The 22066-nt window shown below is 69.9% G+C and carries 14 protein-coding genes; 9 read left to right on the forward strand and 5 right to left on the reverse strand.

The genetic code is table 11. From position 1 onward, the window contains the following. Positions 1 to 194: 194 nt before the first annotated feature. The gene (locus Pla133_RS12815; RefSeq protein ID WP_145065812.1) at positions 195 to 467 is read left to right on the forward strand and encodes a hypothetical protein; all 273 of its coding nucleotides are present in this window, start codon (positions 195 to 197) and stop codon (positions 465 to 467) included. A gap of 256 nt (positions 468 to 723) precedes the next feature. Here the strand turns inward: Pla133_RS12815 and Pla133_RS12820 are convergent, their stop codons facing one another. Continuing rightward, positions 724 to 1458: a histidine phosphatase family protein gene (locus Pla133_RS12820; RefSeq protein ID WP_419191482.1), complete on the reverse strand. Its 735-nt coding sequence runs from the start codon at positions 1456 to 1458 to the stop codon at positions 724 to 726. 334 nt (positions 1459 to 1792) lie between these two features. On the opposite strand from Pla133_RS12820, the gene Pla133_RS12825 reads away from it, so the two are divergent. From Pla133_RS12825 to Pla133_RS12860, 7 genes are all read left to right on the forward strand, one after another. Further along, positions 1793 to 2455, forward strand: coding sequence for a succinate dehydrogenase cytochrome b subunit (locus tag Pla133_RS12825; RefSeq protein WP_145065816.1), 663 nt, complete (start codon positions 1793 to 1795; stop codon positions 2453 to 2455). A gap of 1 nt (position 2456) precedes the next feature. After that, positions 2457 to 4385 (forward strand): fumarate reductase/succinate dehydrogenase flavoprotein subunit, encoded by a 1929-nt coding sequence (locus Pla133_RS12830; RefSeq protein ID WP_145065818.1) that lies wholly within the window; start codon positions 2457 to 2459, stop codon positions 4383 to 4385. A 14-nt stretch (positions 4386 to 4399) separates the two neighbouring features. Next, positions 4400 to 5149, forward strand: coding sequence for a succinate dehydrogenase/fumarate reductase iron-sulfur subunit (locus tag Pla133_RS12835; protein ID WP_145070897.1), 750 nt, complete (start codon positions 4400 to 4402; stop codon positions 5147 to 5149). Positions 5150 to 5642: 493 nt separating this feature from the next. Further along, complete coding sequence (locus Pla133_RS12845) at positions 5643 to 7721, forward strand: HEAT repeat domain-containing protein (protein ID WP_419191483.1); 2079 nt, start codon at positions 5643 to 5645, stop codon at positions 7719 to 7721. 333 nt (positions 7722 to 8054) lie between these two features. Then, entirely contained in the window at positions 8055 to 10016 is a 1962-nt protein-coding gene (locus Pla133_RS12850) for a HEAT repeat domain-containing protein (protein ID WP_145065822.1), read from the forward strand. A 361-nt stretch (positions 10017 to 10377) separates the two neighbouring features. Further along, on the forward strand, positions 10378 to 12447 hold the full coding sequence (locus Pla133_RS12855; RefSeq protein ID WP_145065824.1) for a HEAT repeat domain-containing protein: 2070 nt from the start codon (positions 10378 to 10380) through the stop codon (positions 12445 to 12447). Positions 12448 to 12806: 359 nt separating this feature from the next. Continuing rightward, positions 12807 to 15074 carry a HEAT repeat domain-containing protein gene (locus Pla133_RS12860; RefSeq protein WP_145065826.1) on the forward strand — a complete coding sequence of 756 codons (2268 nt, stop codon included), beginning with the start codon at positions 12807 to 12809 and terminating at the stop codon, positions 15072 to 15074. Positions 15075 to 15125: 51 nt separating this feature from the next. Here the strand turns inward: Pla133_RS12860 and Pla133_RS12865 are convergent, their stop codons facing one another. From Pla133_RS12865 to purM, 4 genes are all read right to left on the reverse strand, one after another. After that, entirely contained in the window at positions 15126 to 17273 is a 2148-nt protein-coding gene (locus Pla133_RS12865) for a fused MFS/spermidine synthase (protein WP_145065828.1), read from the reverse strand. Between the two features lie 13 nt (positions 17274 to 17286). Continuing rightward, positions 17287 to 18534: a PHB depolymerase family esterase gene (locus Pla133_RS12870; protein ID WP_145065830.1), complete on the reverse strand. Its 1248-nt coding sequence runs from the start codon at positions 18532 to 18534 to the stop codon at positions 17287 to 17289. 243 nt (positions 18535 to 18777) lie between these two features. Next, positions 18778 to 19482 carry a tetratricopeptide repeat protein gene (locus tag Pla133_RS12875; RefSeq protein ID WP_145065832.1) on the reverse strand — a complete coding sequence of 235 codons (705 nt, stop codon included), beginning with the start codon at positions 19480 to 19482 and terminating at the stop codon, positions 18778 to 18780. Next, a complete protein-coding gene (gene purM / locus Pla133_RS12880) occupies positions 19470 to 20513 on the reverse strand; it encodes a phosphoribosylformylglycinamidine cyclo-ligase (RefSeq protein ID WP_145065834.1) in 1044 nt (347 codons plus the stop codon). The genes Pla133_RS12875 and purM overlap by 13 nt, the downstream gene beginning before the upstream one ends. Before the next feature lie 375 nt (positions 20514 to 20888). Between purM and dxr the strand changes: the two genes are divergently transcribed. Then, a complete protein-coding gene (dxr, locus tag Pla133_RS12885) occupies positions 20889 to 22064 on the forward strand; it encodes a 1-deoxy-D-xylulose-5-phosphate reductoisomerase (protein ID WP_145065836.1) in 1176 nt (391 codons plus the stop codon). Positions 22065 to 22066: the final 2 nt, after the last annotated feature.

Here is a 22066-nt window from a genome sequence, read left to right on the forward strand (position 1 = left end):
TAGTTATGTCGATACCGGATGGGGTCGCCCGGACCCGACCTGGTGCGCCGGCTTCGAGGCGACTCCAACAACCCCGACTCGCGTCCGACGGACCTGCTCTGCGCCCGAACCGACGTGCCTGCGCGATGACTTCCGAGTCTCCGTTGGGCCTGCCGCCCTCCACGGCTAGAGTCTTCCGCCCGAGGTGAACCCGAGTGGCTGACGACAAGAAGTGCTTCCTGAACAGCGAACGACCCTGCGACCTGACCTGCAAGGCCGCATTCGAGGTCGACGACCCGGTCGACAACATCGACTGCTCATTCGTCTGGCTGTCGTTCCACGCCGGTGAGGCGCTGTTCGAGCTGCGCGGCGTGCTCGAGAACTTCCGCGGCGGCGCGGGCCCGAGCGGCGGAAAGCCACCGGCCAAGGGCAGCGGCCCCTACAAGGGTTTCGGCGGTCCCAAGACCCCGCCGCCCGCGGACAACTGAAGCCGGGCCGAACCGGCCGGCACTCGGTGATCCCGACTCGGGCCGGTCAACCCGGCGCTCGGTGATCCGGACTCGGGCCGGTCAACCCGGCACTCGGTGATCCGGACTCGGGCCGGTCAACCCGGCACTCGGTGATCCGGACTCGGGCCGGTCAACCCGGCACTCGGTGATCCGGACTCGGGCCGGTCAACCCGGCATTCGGTGATCCGGACTCGGGCCGGTCAACCCGGCACTCGGTGATCCGGACTCGGGCCGGTCAACCCGGCACTCGGTGATCCGGATCATTGGGCGCTCGGTACCAGCCGCGCGCGGCGGGTGCCTCGCGATCGGTGTTGGCGCCGACCAGGTACGGGCGGTCGCGGTGCGCGGTTTCGGTGTCGATTTCCAGGCCGCAGCGTTCGAGGCTGCCGACCGGCCAGTCGATGGTCGTGATCGATGCCGGCGGCACATGAAGTCGGCGCACGTGCTCGGCCGGTAGTCCGAGGGTCCAGCCGACCGTGGAGCGGATCACCCAGCCATGGGCCACGATCGCCACATCGGCGCCCGGCGAGGCGCTGGCCAGGGCCTCGAGTGCCGGCAGAACCCGAGCGCGAAGGTCCGAGATGGACTCCCCAGCGGGCGGACGAACGTGTTCAGGGTCCGCGTTCCAAGCTTCCAGCGCGCCCGGGTGCTGGTCGCGCAAGTCGACGATCCGCTGACCCGCCCAGTCTCCTCGGGAGATCTCGCGCAGCCCGGGCAGAGCTGCGACCTCCAGCCCGCGGCTGGCTGCGATGGCCTCTGCCCCGAAGATGGCCCGCGCCAGGTCCGACGAGGCGACGGCTGCGAGTTCGACATCGGCCAGGGTACGCGCCGCCTCTCGCGCCTGATCACGCCCGAACTCGGACAGCGAAACGTCCAGATCGCCGTAGAGCCGACCCAGCCAGCGGTCCTCGACGAGCCCGTGGCGAACGAGATGAAGGCGGGTCGTGGCGGGATCGCGGGTGGCTTTCACGCAGTCGTCATAGAGCGATGGACACCCGCCCACAAGCCCCTCCGGTCGTTGCCCCGGCCCCCGCCAGGCCTGTAGAGTCTGCGGCGCCGACCTACCCTGCCCGACCAGCGGCCCACTGGAATCGCGTCTCGATGTGGACGACGGAAACCCCTGGTGGACACCGAATGGATCGAGCTGGTGGGGGTCTCGCGACGCCGGGAGACGACGGATGTACGACGCGTCCGCGACGTCTCCGACTCAAGGCCCCCACCGTTGCGTTTCACGGCAGTCTCGCGCTCCAGCCGTCCCGTTCCCCCACCGCCGCGTTCCTAGAGAGTGAACCTCTGACCAGAGCATGGTGACCTGGCTCCAAACCTTCGTCCGATCCTCGGTCGGCAAGAAGGCCTGCATGGCGATCAGCGGCCTACTGCTGGTCGGCTTCCTCGTGGCGCACCTGGCGGGCAACTTGACGTTGTTCCTGCCCGATGACGGTGCTGCCTTCGACGCCTACGCGCAGAAGCTGCACGATCTCGGCCCGCTGCTGTACGTGGCGGAGGTCGGTCTGCTCGCCTTGTTCGTGGTCCACATCGCCTTCGCGGCCTGGACCACGATCGGCAACCGCAAGGCGCGCACCTCGCGCTACGCCGTGCAGCCCGATCACGGCGAGCGCACGGTGGCGTCCAGCACGATGCCGATCACCGGTTTGATCGTGCTGCTGTTCCTGATCGTGCACCTGATCCACTTCAGGCTGGACGAGCGCTTCGAACAGGGTCCCTTCGACCTGGTCGAGGGCACCCTCGCCGGGCCGATCGCCGCGCTGATCTACATCGTCGGCGTCCTGGCCCTGACGCTTCACCTGACCCACGCGATCGGCAGCGCCCTGCAGACCCTCGGAGTCAATCATCCCCGCTGGAGCCCGCTGCTGCGGCGCGCAGGCGTGGGCCTCGCGCTGATCCTCGGACTCGGCTTCCTTTCGATCCCGATCTACGCCCTCATCGCCTGGGGAGGGTCGAACTGAGATGGTGAAGAACTCAACCGGTCTGCTCGACTCGAAGGTCCCCGGGGGCGATATCGCCGATCGCTGGGACAAGCACAAGTTCGACCTGAAGCTGGTCGCTCCGGCCAACCGTCGCAAGTTCAAGGTGCTCGTGGTCGGCACGGGCCTGGCGGGGGCCTCGGCCTCGGCGACCCTGTCCGAGCTGGGCTACGACGTCACCGCCTTCTGCATCCACGGCTCGCCGCGGCGGGCCCACTCGATCGCGGCCCAGGGCGGCATCAACGCGGCCAAGAACTACCAGAACGACGGCGACAGCGTCTTTCGCCTGTTCTACGACACGGTCAAGGGCGGTGACTTCCGCTCGCGCGAGTCCAACGTCCACCGCCTGGCGCAGATCTCGACCGAGATCATCGACCAGTGCGTCTCCCAGGGGGTGCCCTTCGCCCGGGAGTACGGCGGCACCCTCGCCAACCGGTCCTTCGGCGGTGCCCAGGTCAGCCGGACGTTCTACGCCCGCGGCCAGACCGGTCAGCAGCTGCTGCTCGGCGCCTACAGCGGGATGATGCGTCAGGTCCAGTCCGGACACCTGAAGCTGATGACCTCGCGCGAGCTGCTGTCCGTCGTCAAGGTCGACGGCGTGGCGCGCGGGATCGTGGTCCGCAACCTGACCACCGGCGCCTACGAGCGCTTCGCCGGCGACGCGGTGCTGCTGTGCACCGGCGGCTACGGCAACGTGTTCTTCCTGTCGACCAACGCCAAGAAGTCCAACGTCACCGCAGCCTGGCGCGCCCACAAGAACGGCGCCTTCTTCGCGAACCCCTGCTTCACGCAGATCCACCCGACCTGCATCCCCGTCTCGGGCGACTACCAGAGCAAGCTCACGCTGATGAGCGAGAGCCTGCGCAACGACGGTCGTGTCTGGGTGCCGAAGGAGGCCGGCGACAAGCGCGGGCCGGAGATGCCCCCCGAGGACCGGGACTACTACCTGGAGCGTCGTTACCCGAGCTTCGGCAACCTCGTTCCCCGCGACGTGGCTTCGCGCGCCTCGAAGGAGCGCTGCGACGCCGGCTACGGGGTCGGCGAGACCGGGATGTCGGTCTACCTCGACTTCCGGGACGCCATCGCCCGCGACGGCGAGGACACGATCCGCTCGAAGTACGGGAACCTGTTCCAGATGTACGAGCGCATCACCGGTGAGGATCCCTACCGCGTGCCGATGCGGATCTACCCGGCCGTGCACTACACGATGGGTGGCCTGTGGGTGGACTACAACCTGGAGACCACGGTGCCGGGTCTGTTCGCCCTGGGCGAGGCCAACTTCTCCGACCACGGCGCCAACCGCCTGGGAGCGAGCGCGCTGATGCAGGGCCTGGCTGACGGCTACTTCGTGATCCCGGCGACCATCGCGGGACACCTGGCCGGGCGCAAGCTGCAGCCGGTGGGCACCGACGACCCCGCCTTCGGCGAGGCCGAGGCCGCGGCGCGGGCCCACAACGAACGCCTGCTCGGCATCAAGGGCTCGCGCACGGTGGACAGTATTCACCGCGAGCTGGGCCTGTTGATGTGGGACTACTGCGGCATGGCGCGTACGGGCGCGGGCCTGACCGAGGTCAAGTCCAAGATCGCCGCACTGCGCGAGACCTTCTGGAACGACGTGCGCGTGCCCGGCAGCGGGCGCGACCTCAACACGGAGCTCGAGAAGGCAGGCCGGGTGGCCGACTTCCTGGAGTTCGCCGAGGTCTTCGCCGAGGACGCTCTCGTGCGCGAAGAGTCCTGCGGCGGTCACTTCCGCGAGGAGTACCAGACCGAGGAGGGCGAGGCCCTGCGCGACGACAAGAACTTCTGTCACGTGGCGGCCTGGGAGTTCAACGGCGAGGACAAGGCGTCCACGCGGCACACGGAGCCCCTCGAGTTCGAGTACGTCAAGCTGACCCAACGGAGCTACAAGTGAGCACGAACCGATCCCTGAAGCTGACGCTGAAGGTCTGGCGCCAGGCCGGCCCCGGCGCGCCGGGTCACTTCGAGACCCACGAGCTGGACGGCCTGTCCGAGCACATGTCCTTCCTCGAGATGCTGGACGTGCTCAACGAGAAGCTGGTGCTCGAGGGCGGCGACCCGGTCGTCTTCGACCACGACTGTCGCGAGGGCATCTGCGGGAGCTGCGGGGTCGTCATCAACGGCCGCGCCCACGGCCCGGATGCGGAGACCGCCACCTGCCAGCTCCACATGCGGCGCTTCAAGAGCGGCGAGACGATCTTCATCGAGCCCTGGCGCTCCGAGGGTTTCCCTGTCGTGCGCGACCTGATGGTCGATCGCAGCGCCTTCGACCGGATCATCTCGGCCGGTGGCTACGTCTCGACCAACACCGGCTCGGCGCCGGACGGCAACGCCGTGCCGATCCCACGCGAGGACGCGGAGCAGGCCTTCGACGCCGCAGCGTGCATCGGTTGTGGCGCCTGCGTCGCGGCCTGCCCGAACGGGGCCGCAATGCTGTTCGTGTCGGCCAAGGTCGGCCACCTGGCCCACCTGCCCCAGGGGCAAGCGGAGCGCGAGAGTCGCGTGCTGGCCATGGTCCGGGCGATGGACGCCGAGGGCTTCGGCAACTGCACCAACCACTACGAGTGCAGCGCCGCCTGCCCGAAGGGCATCTCCGTGGAGAACATCGCCCTGCTGAACCGGGACTACCTGCGCGCATCGCTGCTCGAGCGCGGGTGATATCGATCGGTGGGGGACCCGAGCGGGGCCGTCGGCCGGGCTCGATCCCCCACGATTCTCTCCCCCATCGGGCATGCCCCCCCACCGGGTCTCGGCGCCCCAGCAGGGGCAGTGGCGTTACCCATCAGGAACACCTATCGACCTGGTCAGGGGGCGAGCACCTTGGTGACCGCTCTCCAGGGCCCTGGAACACAGGTTCGACAATCCCCCACGGGGCTCCCCCACCTGTCCGAGCGGCGGCCCTGAGCGTCCCCGCCGGCCTCCTGGCCCCCTGGGATGGCGATTCCCGCGGACCGCGCCGGTTCTCGAAGTCCACCAAGGCCTGGCATCCAGGCCGTCACAGTCACAAGCTAGCGATCCATCGGGGGCAGGCACGCTTCTTGCCAACGGTAACCCTGGCAGGAGGCACCGCAGCCCCTCCTCCGAGCGGATCCCCCGCGAGACTCCTCGCACCAGCTTCCCGCATCAACGCTGCAGCTTCCACAAGAGCACGATGAAGAGACTTCTCATTGCAGGCCTCGCGATCACCGGCGGCAGCCTCTGGGTCGGTGAACTGGGCGCCCACGGCGGCACCTACCGAGGCCCTGGCGACACGGTTCCCCCCGGTGCCGGTGGCGGCGGCGGCGGTGGCCCGGCCACGGGCGCCCCGTCCGGGCCCGCCACGGGCGGCCCCAGCGGCCCCACCACCCCTGGACCGACCGTGCCCGGTCAAACCGGCGGCACGTCGGCCGGCGCAGGCACCACCACGACCACCGGCGTCGACGTCGGTCCGGACCTGACAGCCTGGAGCTTCTGGTGGGAGTTCAACAAGGAGCCCTTCATCAACCTGAAGGCCGCCATCCGCTCCGAGGTCACGACCACCGGCAGTGGCGACTTCTTCCTGGGTCAGGGCGAGACGGAGCAGGCCAGCGACACGCTGCGCCCGACGACGCAGCAGATCCGCGGACAGATCGTCCCCGCGCTCCTGTCGGCCCTCGAGAAGGAAACCAACAACGACATCGTCACCGGCTGCCTGATCGCCCTGGCGAAGATCGGTGAAGAGTCGGCCGAGAGCGGCGACAACGCCTTCGAGAAGACCATCTCCGGTTTCCTCAAGGACGGCAGCCAGGAGATCAGCGAGACCGCTGCCCTCTCGCTCGGCATCCTCGCCAGCGACAACTCGATCGACCTGCTCGAGGCCCTGGCGCGCGACAGCAAGCTCGGACAGGACGCGGTCGGTTCGACCGAGGTCGATCCGCGCTCCCAGGCCTTCGCCGCCTACGGCCTCGGCCTGCTCGGCAACCGCACCGGCGATCCCGCGGTGCGCTCGCGCGTCGTCGCGATCCTCACGGACCTGCTGCCGAAAGCCGAGACCATGTCCCGTCAGGACCTGGCCGTGGCCTGCGTCATCTCCCTGGGTCTGACCCCGCTCGATCCGGCCCCCGCGGCCACCGACGCAGACGCCGAAGTCTCCAAGGACCCCACCGCCTCGCTACAGGCTCAGATCGACTTCTTGCTCGAGTTCATGCTCGACGAGAACAAGAACTACATGCCGCGGGCTCACGTCCCGACCGCGGTCGCGCGACTGATGACTGGCCTCAACGACGAGGTCTACCGTCAGCGCATCGTCGACGCGATCCTGCTCCCGGTCGACGCCCGCAAGGGCAAGAAGTTCGTCCAGGAAGTCCGGCAGAGCTGTGCCCTCGCACTGGGTCTGATCGGTGACGCCGACGACGATGCGATCGACGTCGAGATCCGCAATGTGCTCCTCAAGGACGTTCAGGGGTATCAGAGCCAGACGCGCAAGTTCGGCCTGATGTCCATGGCCAAGGTCGCCGCCCGCCCGGGCAGTGGCGCCAAGGACCTCGACAAGAACCGTCGCGAGCTGACCGACGAGTTGGTCAAGAACCTGCGGAACTCCGGCGGTGAGGACCAGTGGGCGATCATGGCGCTGGGCGTCTACGGCTACACCCTCGGTAAGAACGAAGAGGTTCCGCCGGCTTCGCTGTCGCTTCAGATCCGTGACTCGCTCGGCAAGGCCAAGAGCCCCGACGACATCGGTGCCGCCTCGGTGGCCGCCGGCCTGTTCGGTGACCCGGAGGCCCAGGAAACGCTGCTCAAGCTGCTCGGCTCCACCCGTGATCCGGTTGCCCAGGGCTACGTGGCCCTCGGCCTCGGGATGCTGAACCAGAAGGAAGCCATCCAGCCGATCCAGGAAGTGCTGGCGGAAGCCGAGTACAAGCCGGAGCTGCTGCAACAGGCGGCCATCGCCCTCGGCCTTTTGGGTTCCAAGGAGACGGTCGGCACGCTGATCGACATGCTCGAGAACGCAGGCTCCCTGGCCTCCCAGGCCGCGGCCGCCTCGGCCCTCGGCTTCATCGGTGATCGCAATTCGGTCGAGCCGCTGGTTGAGATGCTGGAGGACGGCGACATCACGGACACCGCCCGCGGTTTCGCGGCCGTGGCCCTCGGGATCGTCGCCGACAAGGAAGAGCTGCCCTGGAACTCGAAGATCGCGGTGGACCTCAACTACCGCGCGAGCACCTCGACCCTCAACACCCTCGACGGCAAGGGCGTGCTCAACATCCTTTGATGAGCGCCCGGGCTGACTGGCCCTGAGGGCCGGTCAGCGCCGGACAACCACTGGGTCGGGTTTCGTCCCGATCGACGGCAGGGCCCGTCCGACTGCAAGGTCGGGCGGGCTCTGCCCGTTCGGAACCCGCCCGTTCGGAATCTGCCCCGTCCTGGGACTGCTCCGATCGGGTCTCGCCGGCTTCAAGGCCATGCACGGGCATTCGTATGGCACGTGCCTTGCTGCTCTATGGGAGTGCCCAGCTGCGATGGTCACTGAGGTTGCCCGAGCAGCGTCCTTGGACCTCGGGATCCTGTCGCAGCACACCACCCCGATTCGATCCAGGTTCCGACCATGCAGACCCACGCCGTTGCACGGCTTCTCTTCGCCACCATCGGCTGCTCGAATGTCGTGGCCACCGCCCACGGAGCCGCCCAGACCGCGGGCGACCCACCCACCGCGACGGCGGGATCGACGGAAGAGTGCCAGCCGGGAACGATGGGGCCCGACGCCATCGCGTCCATCGGCTCGGGACGCGCCAATGGCCTGAGCTCGGACCGCGAGCCGGTCGCGACCGACGTGACGGACTGGACCACCTGGTGGGAGTTCAACAGGGACCCGATCCTGCGGGTCTGCGCGCCGCCATGGGAGTTCGGGATCACCGGACCGCGCGTCGTGAAGCGTCCAACGGCGAAGCAGATCTGGGCTGAGGTCGTGCCGGCGCTACGCGCGAGTCTGCTCGAATCCAGTGATCCGTCGATCGTCTCCAGCTGCCTGATTGCATTGGCCCAGATCGGCGAGAAATTCGGCGCCGGGAGCGATGATCCCATCGATTCGATCCTCGCTGGCCTGCTCACCAGTGAAGACCCGAACATCAGGGCCGACACGGCACTGGCTCTGGGGATCCTCGGCGTCGATAGGTCACTCGGCCTACTCGCCGGGCTCGCGCGGGGCGACGAGATCGCGCGGCAGGCTGTCGGCGCCAGAGCGATCGATCTGAAGACTCGAGTCTTCGCCACCTTCGCCCTGGGCCTCTTGGGTAACCGCACCGGGGCCCCTGCGATACGGACTCGGATCGTCTCGTGTCTGACCGAGTTCCTGACCCGACCCGAGCCGTCGGAGCCCCAGGACCTGGCCGTGGCCTGTGTGATCTCCCTGGGTCTGACTCCGCTCGAGCCAGCGCCCGCCGGAACGGAGCGCGAGGGATCGGATCCGGCCGCATGGCGACAGAACCAGATTCAGTTCCTGCTCGGATTCATGCACGACGAGAGCAGGTCGAGCGTTGCCCGGGGTCACGCCGCGACAGCCGCCGGCAGGCTCCTGATGTGGCTCGATGACGACGCCTTCCGTGAGCAAGCCGTGGATCGGATCCTGCTCCCACTCGCGACCCGCAAGGCCGCCGGGTACCCCGCGGAGGTCCGCCGCGGTTGCGTCCTCGCTCTGGGGATGATCGGCGACGCGGATGATGACCCCGTCGACGTGAGGATCCGCGCAGCACTTCGAGATGATGTCCCGAACCTGATGTCCCAGTCGCGTCGCTTCGGCTCGATAGCCATCGCTCAGGTTGCCGCGAACCCGGGCCGGCGCTCGCCCAACGTCGAGAAGAATCGCCGTGAGCTGGCGGAACTCCTGGTGGGAAGACTGCGACTCAGCTCGGGTGAGCAGGACTGGGCAGCCCTGGCCCTCGGTCTCTTCGGGCTGCTCACCGAGAACCAGGGAGGTGGGCCGGATCCCGCCCTGGCGCTCGCCCTGCGCGAGTTCGCGGCCGCCGCCAGATCGCCGATGACGACCGGCGCAAGCGCGCTCTCCATCGGCCTGTTCGGCGACTTCGTTTCAAGGGACTGGGCCATCGCGGCCTTGGAGCGAAGCTCGGATCCGAGCACCAGGGGCCACGTCGCACTCGGCCTCGGGCCACTGGGCGACAAGCACGCGATCGAGCCGGTTCGCGCCGCGCTGAAAGAAGGCAAGCTGCCGGTACCCGAGGCGGCTATCGCATTGGGCCTGCTCGACTTCACCGACACCGTCACCGAGTTGGTCGAGTTCATCGCCGGCGAGGCACCGCCGGCCTCGAAGTCCGCTGCAGCCGCTGCCCTGCGCCTGCTCGGAGGTCGCGCCGCGGTCGCGCCCTTGGTCGCACTGCTCCGCGACGAGACCGCGGACGCAGCACGCCGAAGTGCCGCGGCCGAGGCACTGGGCAGGATCATCGACAAGGAGGGACTTCCCTGGAGGTCGAAGTTCACATTCGGCCTCGATTACCACTCGCGCACGCCGACGCTCGACGCCCTGCTCGGGAGTGATTCGATCGACGGGCACTGATCCTCGCGCGCTCGCACGCCCAGACCTGGCGTCGACTCAGATCAGCGCTGTCCGACCCCCGGCGAAGCCCGCCCGACTCCAGGAGTCGGGCGGGCTTCTCGCTTGGCTGCCGAGCGCCGCGCATCGGGTTCCATTGCCACGCGCCGGTGACGTCACCCTTTCGGAGCATCGCTTGCCGCTCGCGAGCTGCGCCCCGTCCACGGCCTTGCCGCGCAACCGCTGCAATCGCTCCGGCAAGGCCAATCGCGGCCGTTCTTCATCCGGCACGCCTCTTGCGTTCAGTCGAACCGTCGAAGGCCACGCGGCCCCTTCGACTTGCGGATCCTTCGCGACTCGGCTGCACGCATTCGAACTCAAGACCATGAAGAAGCTCGTGATTGCAGGCCTCGCCCTGGCGGGCGCCGGCATCTGGGTCGGCGACCTCTCCGCCCACGGCGGCACCTACCGCGGACCCGGTGACACCGTTCCCCCTGGGGCCGGCGGCGGAGGCGGAAACGGCCCCCCCACCGGCGCCCCGACGGGTCCGGCCGGTGGAACGACCGGCGGAGGCACTCCCGGGCCAGTGGTCCCCGGCGGCACCACTGGCGGAACCCGCGGCGCCGGCACCACAGGCCTCACGGGGGCCAGCGAAGAGTCCCTCGACCTCTCGGCCTGGACCTTCTGGTGGGAGTTCAACAAGGACCCCTTCCTCAACCTGAAGGCGGCGATCGCCAATGGAAGCGGGACCACCGGCGGCATCGACTTCTTCCTCGGCACCGGCGAAGCGGATCAAGGCGACGTCACGCTGCTGCCGACCCAACGGCAGATCCGCGACGAGATCGTGCCGGCCCTCCTCGGTGCGCTCCGCACCGAGTCCAACCCGGACATCGTCACCGGCTGCCTGATCGCCCTGGCCAAGATCGGCGAAGCCACCGACGAGAACGGCGACAACGCCTTCGAGCAGGTCATCACCGGCTTCCTCGACAGCGGCAGCCAAGAGATCAGCGAGACGGCGGCCCTGGCCCTCGGCATCCTCGCCAGCAACCGGTCCGTCGATCTGCTCGAGGCCCTGGTGCGCGACAACAGCCTGGGCCAGAAGGCCGTGGGGTCCACCGAGGTCGACCCGAACTCGAGGGCCTTCGCCGCCTACGGCCTGGGCCTGCTCGGCAATCGCACCGGCGATCCCGCGGTTCGCGCCCGAATCGTGTCGATCCTGACGGACGTCCTGCCACGGGCGGAGCTGCTGGCGCGCCAGGACCTGGCCGTGGCGTGCGTGATCTCGATCGGGCTGACGCCCCTGGATCCGGGCGGTCTGCCGGCCGAGGGCGAAGGGATCGACCCGGCCGCCTCCCGCCAGCAGCAGATCGACTTCCTGCTCGAGTTCATGGTCGATCAGCGGCGCAACTTCATGTCCCGAGCCCACGTGCCGGCGGCGGTGGCGCGGCTCTTGGACGGCCTCGACGACGAGGCCTGCCGCAAGCGCGTGGTCGATCAGCTCCTGGTCCCCGTCGATCCGCGCAAGGGCAGCAAGTTCGCCGCCGAGCTGCGCCAGAGCTGCACCCAAGCCCTCGGCTTGATCGGCGATGCGGACGACGATCCGCTCGACCGGGAGATCCGCAAGGCGCTGATCGCGCAGGTGCCCGAACTCCAGGGGCAGTCGCGCAAGTTTGGCTTGATCTCCATGGCGAGGGTTGCCGCCAATCCCGGACAAGGAGCGGCCAACCTGGCGGCCAATCGCGCCGAGCTGACCAACGCCCTCGTGGCCGGCTTGCGTCGGACGAGCGGCGAGGATCAGTGGGCGGCACTAGCCCTGGGCCTGTACGGCTACCTTCTGAACCACCGCGACGAGGCTCCCGCCGCGGCCCTCGCCCAGGCCCTGCGAGAGCGCCTTGGCGCCTCCAGGTCGGGTGACGACATCGGGTCCACTGCCGTCGCCGTGGGCCTGTTCGGCGACCTCGGTGCCCGGGATGGCCTGGTCGCTCTGCTGGAGGAGGTCAACGACCCCCAGACCCAAGGCTACGTCGCCCTCGGACTCGGCCTCTTGGGCGACAAGCGCGCCATCGAGCCGATCCAGAAGGTGCTCGACGACGCCGAGTACAAGCCGCAGCTCCTGCAGCAAGCGGCCACGGCCCTCGGGCTGCTCGGCTCGAAGCGCACCGTGGAGACCCTGGTGGAGATGCTCGACTCCGCGGGTTCCCTCTCCTCCCAGGCCGCCGCGGCCTCGGCCCTCGGCTTCATCGGCGACCGCAGTTCGGTCAGCCCGCTGATCGCGATGCTCCAGGACGACTCGCTCACGGAGACCGCCCGCGGCTTCGCCGCCGTCGCCCTGGGGATCGTGGCGGACAAGGAGGAACTGCCTTGGAACTCCAAGATCGCGTCCGACCTGAACTATCGGGCCAGCACTCCGACCCTCAACTCCATGAGCGGACGTGGGGTGCTCAACATCCTCTGAGAGCAGGAGGGTAGCGGGCGGGGATTCGACGACCGGCGGTCGGCGCCTCGCGCGTACCCGCACGGCACCGGGGCATTGATCCGCATCCCGGCGCCCACGGCGCGCCTGCATCCGTGCGGGCGCGCCGTCTTCTCAGGCCGGCGGCCTCGCGGGAGCGACGGCGTCCCCGAGTATCCCCAGTCGAACCTGGACTGCCCGCCCCACGCCGGAGGTGCGCTCCGTCGAGCGGTTTCGCACACCGAGAACCGTCCGTGGGGCTTGCGAGACCCGGAGAATGTGCCCAGCCAGGTCTGGAAGGCCTATCCCGAGCGTGGTACGGAGTTTGATCGGGATCGGCCCGAGGGGCCCTGCCCCGCACCATGCTTCGCCAAACAGGAACCACCCTCGGGACCGAGATCCGAGCCGGGCATGAACCCGAGCTGCGGCCCCGCTTGGGTCCGACCCCGCAGGGCCGACCGAGGTTCCCGGTCCGTCCGCTGGGCTCATTCCTGCTGCTTGCCGCGGGCTTCGCGTGTGTGTCCCTGGCTCCCTCCGCCCTGGCCCAGCACGGTCAGCACCCGACCGGGGACCCCCTGCTCGACCCGGGCAGCCTCGGGCGCGAGCCCGGTACGCGCGTCGGTGGGAGCTCCGCTGGCTCGCCCCTGGGCGGTGGCAGCACGCCGACAACCCCACTGGCTCCTCCCGGGAACGGCGCTCCCCCGGACGGGGCGGGCGGCACCGGCGGGAGTGGAGCGGGCTCCGGTGGACCGATCGTCCCCGGTGGCGGGGCCGGGATCCCGGGCACCCAGCCGCCGCTCGGTCCCGTCGTTGCAGCGACGGCGAGTTTCGACCTGCTCGGCGATGAAGCCCAGCCGTGGGAGCTCTGGTGGGACCTGAACCGCCACCGCTACGTCGACGCCCGGGCCGATGCTCGCGCCGCGACCACCACGGGCAGCGCGGACTTCTTCCTCGGCACCGGTGAGAGCCTCGATGCGCCGGTCGCCACGCGGTCGCTGCCGACGGACCTGCTGCCCACCCTGCTCTTGGCCGCCTCCGACTCCGACCCGCGCCTCGCAGCGGAGGGTCTGCTGGCCCTGGGCGAGCTCTCCGAGCGCTTCGCGGGCGATCCTGACGCGCACATTTCGATCCGCGCGGTGCTCGCTTCCCGCGCGACCGACCCGAGCCTGTTCGTGGCCGACGCGGCGGTCCAGGCCCTGGCCATCGGCGCTGGCGACGGGGATCTCTCGCTCCTGGCGGCGCTGCTCCTGGATGAGCCGGTGGGTCGCGAGTTCCAAGGCGGGGGCGAAGTCTCCCCCATCCGCCGCGGCTACGCGGCCCTCGGCCTGGGTCGCTTGGGCGCCACCACGGCGCGCGAGGACGTGCGTCGCCTGGCGGCCCACTACCTGATCCGCGGCTACGAGAGCGCCCCCCGCAATCGTCAGGACCTCGCCGCCACCTGCCTGGTGGCCATGGCCCAGATTCCCCTCGAGCGCACTGGCCTGCGTGATCCGGGCGGGATTCCCGAGCCCCCGAACTACTCCAGGCTGGCGCTGCTGCGCTACCTCGTCGGCCTGGTGGAGAACCGCCGACGCCTGGACGACACCGTACTGGCCCACCTTCCGTCGGCGGTGGCCATCGCGGCCTCCGGTCTCTCCCGCGACGAGCGCGACGAGCTCTCGTCCGGATTGGCCGCACCGCTGCTCGACGTGCTCGAGCGCCCGCGTCGCGAGCCCGACACCTTCGTGCGCCACGCAGCCCTCGCGGCCGGGGCCCTGGGCGACTGGGACGACGACCGCGTGGACGACGAGCTGCGCGACGCGCTGATCGAGCTGTTCGACGCCGCGGACGCCCACACCCGCGCCTGCGCCATGCTGGGCCTGGGCTCGATGCTGGGCAATCCCGGCTCGACCGCACCCGGCGAGGGCTTCGGCAAGGCGAGCGAGGCGCTGCTCGAGGTCGTCACCCGTGGGAGTGCCGCCGACCGTCCTTCGGCCGCCATCGCCCTCGGCGTGGCTGGTGCAGCCCTGCGCGACCACGGGGAGCTGGTCCCCAGCCGCTGGGTGATCACGATTCGCGCTGCCTTGGTGCAGGCGAAATCGGCCCAGGAGCGGGTGGCCCTGTGCCTGGCGGCAGGCCTGTTGGGCGACACGGGCGCGGAATCCGCAATCGTCGGCGCCTACGAGCGAGTGGCCGAGAAGCGAGACCGCAGTCGGATCGCCGTGGCCCTGGGCCTGCTCGGGTCTCGCGAAGCGATCAAGCGTCTGCGTGACGACCTGGACGGCGACCTCGCGGACCGTATTGCCACGCGCCGCACCGCCGAGGCCTCGGCGCTGTGTGGCGACGTCAACGTGGCGGCCCGCTTGACAGCGATGTTGCAGGCGAGCTCCTCACGGGTCGCGAACATTTCTCTGCTCGACGCCATGGCGGAGGTCGGTGACGACGACCTGCTGCCGCTGTTGATCGAGCAGGTGGGCGACGAGAACGTGGACTCGGGTCAGCGCTCGCGAGCCGTCCGCGCCATCGCGCGCATCGCCGATGGAGAGGACCTGCCTTGGATCGCGCCCTACACGGCGCTGGTCACGGTTCCCGGTGCAGCGGCCGCGCTGTTCGTGGGCGACGGCACGGGAGCCCTCGAGCGCCTGCCCTGAGCTGAGCTCTCCGCCTCGCGCGCGGGCCAGCCGGCGCGGCTGCGCCCGTGCTCACACCTTGCGGCGTCGCGTGGCGAGCACACCGCCCATCAGGGCCAGTCCACCAAGTCCGACGAGCGCTGTGCCGCGTCCTCGCTCCGTCGCTCGGTTGCGCGCGTCCTCGCGGGCGATGGACTCCGACAGCCAGCCACGGTTCTCCTCCAGGCGCGCCCGCCACCACTGCTCCGCAGTGGCGTCCAGCTCCACCGCTCCCAGGCCGGCGTCCAAGGCATCCAAGTGCGGTGCCGCGGCCCGCGGTCGTCCGGCGGCCAGGGCCACGGCGGCGCAGCGCAATTCGAGCTCCAGGTCACCCGGTTGCAGTTGCAGTCCGAGCGACGCGCAGGCATAGGCGCGTTCGAGGGAACCGGCGCCCTGATAGACCCGGCTGGCTTCGCGCGCGGACTCCAGGTCCATCGTCGTCTCCGCGCCCAGCAGCTCGGCCGTCGCCGAACGCCCGAAGGCGGGTCCGGGAAGTTGATGGGCCGCCGCGGCCGCGAGGGAGGCGCGCTGCAACGCGAGCAGTGGCGTGCGATCGTCCGTCAGCGGCGCCGCCCCACCGGCGGGGAAACGCCGCGTGGCGCCGGGAACCTCGCGCGGCGCAAGCAACGCGTCGATGACGGGCTCGCCGGACTTCCAGAACGAGCCGGCAGGATCCGGCAACCCCGCGCCGCGGCGCGCGACGAGAGTCACGTTGCGTGCGCCGGGGACGTCGAGGGCCAACACCTCCGAGTCGAAGGCGGACGCGATCGTCGCACCCAAGGCGTCCACGAGCGGATCCTGCAAGCCGAAGGCTCCGACGTTGACGGTCAGCCAACCACCGGGCGAGAGGTGCCGCGCGAGCTGGTCGAAGAACTCGACCGTGCCCAGGTGCGGCGGGATCTCGACCTGATTGGCATAGGTGTCGAGCACGATCTGGTCGTAGGGACCGACCAGGGGCAGCAGCGCCGCGCGGGCATCCAAGCCCGCGTGCACCGCGAGCGAGGCATCGGTTGTAGGCAGGTCGAGGAACTCGCGCGCCAGTTCCACCACCGCGGGGTCCAGCTCGACGCCGTCGCCGACCAACTTGGTCCGAAGCGGCACGGAACCCTCGAGCACCCGCCAGGCTGTTCCGGCCCCGAGGCCGAGCAGCAGCACGTTCCAACGCTCCGGGGTCGCACCTCGCTCGGCCGCGGTCCACCAGGGAGGCAGGGCGAAGTCGTTGTAGTAGTAGCCGTAGGGCAGCAGGCCGGCCTGGTCCTGCCACACGGATTGGAACGAATCGCTGCGTTCGTTGACCTCGAGCCTACGCCGCACCGGCTCGCCCGAGGGCACTTCGACCACCCGCACCCGCTGGTAGCGCGACTCGAGGACTCCCAGGAGGCGCCGACCGGAGGGGTCGACCGCGCCGACCTCCGACGCTGGATCCGGCCCCAAGAGTGCCGTCCCCGTCGCGCCGAAGACGGCCAGGGCGCCGACGGCTCCGGCAATCCGGGCGCCGCGGTCGGCCGCGCCGACGATCAGGCCCGCTGCTCCCAGAGCCAGGCCGGCGACGGCGAAGGTCCCGGACACTCCGAGGCTCGGAAGGGCCAGGTGGCTGGTCAGGAACGTGCCCGCCAGGCTGCCCAGGGTCGACACGGCCAGGACGAGGCCCCCGGCGGTACCGGCGTGTCCCCCACGCCGGCGTTGAATCGACTCGACGGCAAGGGGTCCGACCGCACCCAGGATCGCAGCCGGGGGCAGGAACAGGGACAGGGATGCCGCGAGGCTGCCCCAAGTCAGCACCGCGCTGGCCTCGGCGAGGGCCAGGTCGGCGGGCAGGAAGTAGCTACATACGGCAGTGCAGGCCCAGGGCAACGCCACGGTGAATGCCGCGCCGAGACCCAGGGCGAGGGCCAGCCAAGTGGCGGGCCTGCGCCCGGCCGCCAACCGAGCGCCGAGGAGATAGCCGAGGGTCAAGGCCGCCAGGACAGTCCCCAGCACGTTGGTCCAAACGGTCAAGCTGCTCCCGAACCAGGGTGCGATCAAGCGCACGGCGGCCAGCTCGACCGTCATCACGCCCGCCCCACCCACTGCGGCGGCCGTCAGGACGACGAACCCCGGGGGTGCGCTGGACGCACGCCCGGGGCCGTACTCGTTCTGCCCGGGAGCGCGGCCGCCGGGGCCATCGGCCGGTGAGTTCACGGGCAGCCCGCGATCACTCGGCCTCGGGCACGTCGTAGGCCCGCGAGGCGGTGTAGATCCGACCCGGATCGCCGCTGCGATACACGCGGTCGAGCAAGAGGTTCAGCTTGCGTTCGAGCTGGGTCTCATGCTCCACGCCGTTCAGCACCACCCGCACCGGCCGGTCCAGGTCCACCAGTCGATCGTTCAAGTAGACCGTCACGCGGGTCATGCCCACCACCTGCAGGGTGATGGTGTTCGACTCCCGATCGGCCTCAGCGATCACGCTGGTGCCCTCGACGTCGGTGTCGACCCCTTCGGCGTTGATCCAGAAGCAGCCGGTGCTGAAATCGGTGCGCGGCGTGAAGGAGACCTTGGTGGGGTTGGCGGAGCGCCTCTGCCCGGAGAGCCAGATCCATGCTCCCGCGGCGTCGGTCGACCCTTCGACCGTGCAGTTCTCGTAGCCCAACTTGCCGATTGCCTCCGCAAAGGAATCGGCGCCGGAGCTGCCACTGATCCACAGGGTCGCGATGGTCGAGAAGTTCTCGGCGGGTGTCGCGCCCACGTCGCCAGCACGGCCGACAACCGCAGCGAAGCGATCGGGGAACAGCGAGGCGACCTCGGCCACCACCGCCACCCCAGCGCCCTTGCCCGCCAGGTAGACGCGGTTGGAGTCGACCGAGTAGGTCCGCAGGGCGGAACCCATGGCAACCATGACCGATTGCAGCCCGCCCGCCTCGTTGACGGCGTTGGTCCAATCGCTCACATCGGGCGGCATGTGAACCGCGACGATCACGGCCTCGGTGGCGGCACCGGTGCTCAGCCAGTCGTCGCGCAGGTGGTCGTCCGCCTTCTGACCCGCGTCGGGAACCGTGAGCACCAGGGGGTAGGGACCGCTGTCGAACTTGTAGTCCTTCGGCGCGTGCACGCTCATCTCGATGCCGCGCTCTTCCTCCTGGCTGATCTTGCCCTTGCCGGGTACCCGATCCTCGCCATCCGCCGCTTGGACCATGACCAGCTCGAGGTCCTCGACCATCGCAAGGATCGGCGCCTTGGCCTTCTTCTCGAGCTTCTCGACCGTCTCCTCCAGGTCGCCGCGCGCCTCGAGGGTGCCCTTCTCCTCCTTGAAGGCCTTGTAGTAGTCCGCGACGGCCGCAGCGAGCTTCTTGTGATCGCTCTTGGCGAGTTGCAAGTCGAAGGCAATGGCACGCAGCGGCGCGGCCAGAGCAACTGTCGAGAAGGCGAGGGTAGCCGCGAGGGCCGGGAGACTCAGTCGTCGCATGGTCACTGGGTCGATTGGGGTCACTGGGTCGATTGGGGTCACTGGGTCGATTGGGGAAGTCGTCGGTCGGCGTCCGACCCCGCTGACATGGTCACCGGGGGCAGCCGGGGCATCCAGGGTCGGGGCCGCATTATCACGGACGCGGGCGGCTCGCGTCAGCCGTTCGTCGCACAGGCCAGTCCACTCTTAGGCCGCGATGCCGCTCTGGTCCCGTCTCGAGGGGCCAACTCGAATCCGCGGCCCCTAGTGAGGCGCGTCGACCAGTTGCGTCGCGGCCCAACCCCGCAGGGCCCAAGCGTGGGGTTCCGGACCCGCCAACCCTGGTCTGAAGGCTGCCCGCGCCGCCTGCAAGTCACCCGCCAGCAGCAACAGGCGGGCCATCGAGAGGCCTGCATTCTGGGACCCATACCGCACTGCCCGCGCCAGGTGACGCCTGGCCAGGCGGGTTTCGCCGTTCCCCAGCCGCAGCAGGCCCCGGTGGTTCCAGAGCGCGGCATCGCGCGGTTCCAACTCGAGCTGCTCGCCCAGCAGCCGATCGGCCTCTTCGATTCGACCCAGGTCGCCCAGGGTAAGAGCCGCGTTGATCACGCTCCATTCCGCCCGGACCCGGCGCTGCAGGGCCACTTGCAGCTCCGCGGCGGCTTCCCGATGGTGAGCGGCGAGGATCGCCTGCCCCAGCTCGAACGCCTGCACCTGAACTGCCTGGGTCGGCGCGCCCTGGCCGGCGTCGAGCAGCTCGACGGCGAGACCGCCCGCCGCCAGTAGGTCGGACTCCGCCAGCGCCTTCACCTGTTCCCAGTCGCTGGCCTGCTCCCCGTCTTGCTGGTCGAGCCCAGGTTTCGACGGCTGCGACGACGTCCCGCCCGAGGGCTGCGAGAGCGCGACCGCCACAGGAGCCAGCCCCAGGATCAAGCCGGCCAGCACGCGGCGCGGACTCAGTTGCCCCAACGGACAACTCCCTCGCCCTCGACCACCTGTCCGATGCGGTGGGCGCGCTCGCCGGCCGCATTCAGCTCACGCACCACGGCGTCGGCGTCGTCGGCCTCCACGGCGAGGACCATTCCGATGCCCATGTTGAAGGCGCGGTAAGCCTCGTCCATCGCTATGTCGCCGCCTTCGGTCAACAACCGGAACAGGCCGGGCACCGCCCAACTGCGACGGTCGATGACCGCATCCACGCCCGGGCGCAGGACGCGCACGACATTGCCGGGCAGCCCACCTCCGGTGATGTGCGCAATCGCGGCCACGCGCCGCTGCTCGACCAACGGCCAGACCGGATCGAGGTAGCAGCGATGGGGCGCGAGCAGCGCCTCGCCCACCGTGCGGCCGCCCAGCTCGACAGGCTTGTCTCCGAGTTGTAGGCCCAGTCGCTCGAAGACGACCTTGCGCGCGAGGCTGTAGCCGTTGGTGTGCAGGCCGTCGGACTCGAGTCCGACCAAGACCTGTCCGGCGGCGATGCGCGAACCGTCGATCAGGTGCTCGCGGCGCACGTAGCCGACGATGAACCCGACCAGATCGAAGTCGCCCTCGGCGTAGAGACCGGGCATCTCCGCTGTCTCACCGCCGAGCAGCGCGACACCGTGGTCGCGACAGGCCTCGGCGCAACCGCGGATCAGGTCCGAGACCACCGTCGGGTCGAGGCGGCCGGTCCCCACGTAGTCCATGAAGAACAGGGGCCGGGCACCTTGGGCCAGGATGTCGCCGATGCAGTGCTGCACCAGATCGCGACCGACTCCGTCGTGGACTCCGGCGCGCTTGGCCACCTCGAGTTTGGTGCCCACGCCGTCGGCGCTGGCGACGAGGATGGCACCGTCGGCGCCCGCGGCAGCCAGGTCGAAGAGCCCACCGAAGAGGCCCACGTCGGCGATCACCCCCGGTGTGAAGCTCGAACGGATGGCCGCCTTGGCGGCGGCCAGGGCCGCGTCCTGGGCGTCGATGTCGACACCGGCGTCGCGGTAGGTCAGGGGCTTGTGGGTCAAGGGGCTGCGCTCCGACGGTGGGCGGCGAGGGGGCCGATGGACGGGATCTGTGGGCCTGCTGGGCCGCGGAGGGAGCCGCGGCGCCTTTTTCGCAGTCGCGAAACGGCCTAAGCTACGCCCTGACCCCGGTGCCCACAACGAGCGGCGCTCGGCGCCGGTCGCCGGAGCCTCCGCTCGGAGGCTCGCCGCCTCGGCGGGGGTGGCCCGGACCCCGCCGCGCGCCCTGGCGAAGCACCTCCCGCCCCCACCACGGTCCACGACCAGCGTCAGCTTGCAGATCCCGACTCCGCCCGTGACCGACCGAGCGACCCCAGGGGCCCAGGCCCTCGGACCCGCTCAGGCTCAGGTCCGAAGCTGCCGACGAAGGCGTCCAGGATGAGATCGCTCCTCTGTCTCGGCAGCACGGGCTCCATCGGGAGTCAGACCCTGGATCTGGTCCGCGCCGACCCGCAGGGGCTGCGCGTCATGGGGCTCAGCGCGGCGCGTTCGGTCGAAGCGCTGCTGGCCCAGGTGCGCGAGTTCCGCCCGGCCTTCGTGGCCCTGGCCGACGCCGATGCCGCCGAGCGTCTGCGCCCGGACCTCCCTGCCGGCACGACCCTGTTCAGTGGTACCGAGGCGAACCTGGAGCTGATCGCAGCCGCCGACTTCGACGTTTGCGTGCACGGGATCGTCGGAGCCGCCGGGCTGCAGCCCTCCGCGGCCGTGCTCGAGCGCGGACGCACCCTCGCCCTGGCCAACAAGGAGTCCCTGGTCCTGGCCGGCGCGCTCCTGATGGACCTCGCCCGCGAGCGCGGCACGTCGATCGTCCCGGTCGACTCGGAACACTCGGCGATCTTCCAGTGCCTGCGCGGCGAGCGCATGGACCGCGTGCGGCGCGTGGTCCTGACCGCCAGCGGCGGCCCCTTTCGCGATCACGACGCCTCCGACCTGGCCCGCGTGACGCGGGACGAAGCCCTGTGCCACCCCACCTGGGAGATGGGCCCGCGCATCACGATCGGCTCGGCCACCCTGATGAACAAGGCGCTGGAGGTGATCGAGACCCACCACCTCTACGGCCTCGAGGCCGGGCAGATCGAAGTCACGATCCACCGCCAATCCGTGGTGCATTCGATGGTCGAGTTCGTCGACGGCTCGGTCATGGCCCAGATGGGGCCGCCCGACATGCGCGGACCGATCCACTACGCGCTCCACCATCCGGACCGGCGCCCGAACAACCTGGTCGGTTTCGACCTGGGCGTGTTCCGCGAGTTGACGTTCGAGGCGCCCGATCACGAGCGCTTCCCTGCCCTCGCCCTCGGCTACCGTTGCGTCGAGGAGGGCGGCGACGCCGGCTGCGTGCTGAACGCGGCCGACGAGGTCGCTGTCCAGGCCTTCCTCGACGGGCGCATCCGCTTCCCCGACCTGGTCGAGGTCAACCGGCGCACGCTCGACGGCCGCGCCGCCGCTCCAGCCCTGCGCGCGGGCATCGATGGCTTGATCGAGCGCGACGCTTGGGCGCGCGCGGCGGCGGCCGCCGCCGTGGTCGAGTTCGAAGGACTGCCCGCGAGCTGAGC

Source organism: Engelhardtia mirabilis, assembly GCF_007748095.1.
GTDB lineage: Bacteria > Planctomycetota > UBA1135 > UBA1135.

Bases quoted from the DNA above. Each gene is read 5' to 3' on its own strand.
- Pla133_RS12825 (WP_145065816.1), top strand. From the start codon at position 1,793: ATGGTGACCTGGCTCCAAACCTTCGTCCGATCCTCGGTCGGCAAGAAG.
- Pla133_RS12830 (WP_145065818.1), top strand. From the start codon at position 2,457: ATGGTGAAGAACTCAACCGGTCTGCTCGACTCGAAGGTCCCCGGGGGC.
- Pla133_RS12845 (WP_419191483.1), top strand. From the start codon at position 5,643: ATGAAGAGACTTCTCATTGCAGGCCTCGCGATCACCGGCGGCAGCCTC.
- Pla133_RS12850 (WP_145065822.1), top strand. From the start codon at position 8,055: ATGCAGACCCACGCCGTTGCACGGCTTCTCTTCGCCACCATCGGCTGC.
- Pla133_RS12855 (WP_145065824.1), top strand. From the start codon at position 10,378: ATGAAGAAGCTCGTGATTGCAGGCCTCGCCCTGGCGGGCGCCGGCATC.
- Pla133_RS12860 (WP_145065826.1), top strand. From the start codon at position 12,807: ATGCTTCGCCAAACAGGAACCACCCTCGGGACCGAGATCCGAGCCGGG.
- Pla133_RS12870 (WP_145065830.1), bottom strand. From the start codon at position 18,534: ATGCGACGACTGAGTCTCCCGGCCCTCGCGGCTACCCTCGCCTTCTCG.
- dxr (WP_145065836.1), top strand. From the start codon at position 20,889: ATGAGATCGCTCCTCTGTCTCGGCAGCACGGGCTCCATCGGGAGTCAG.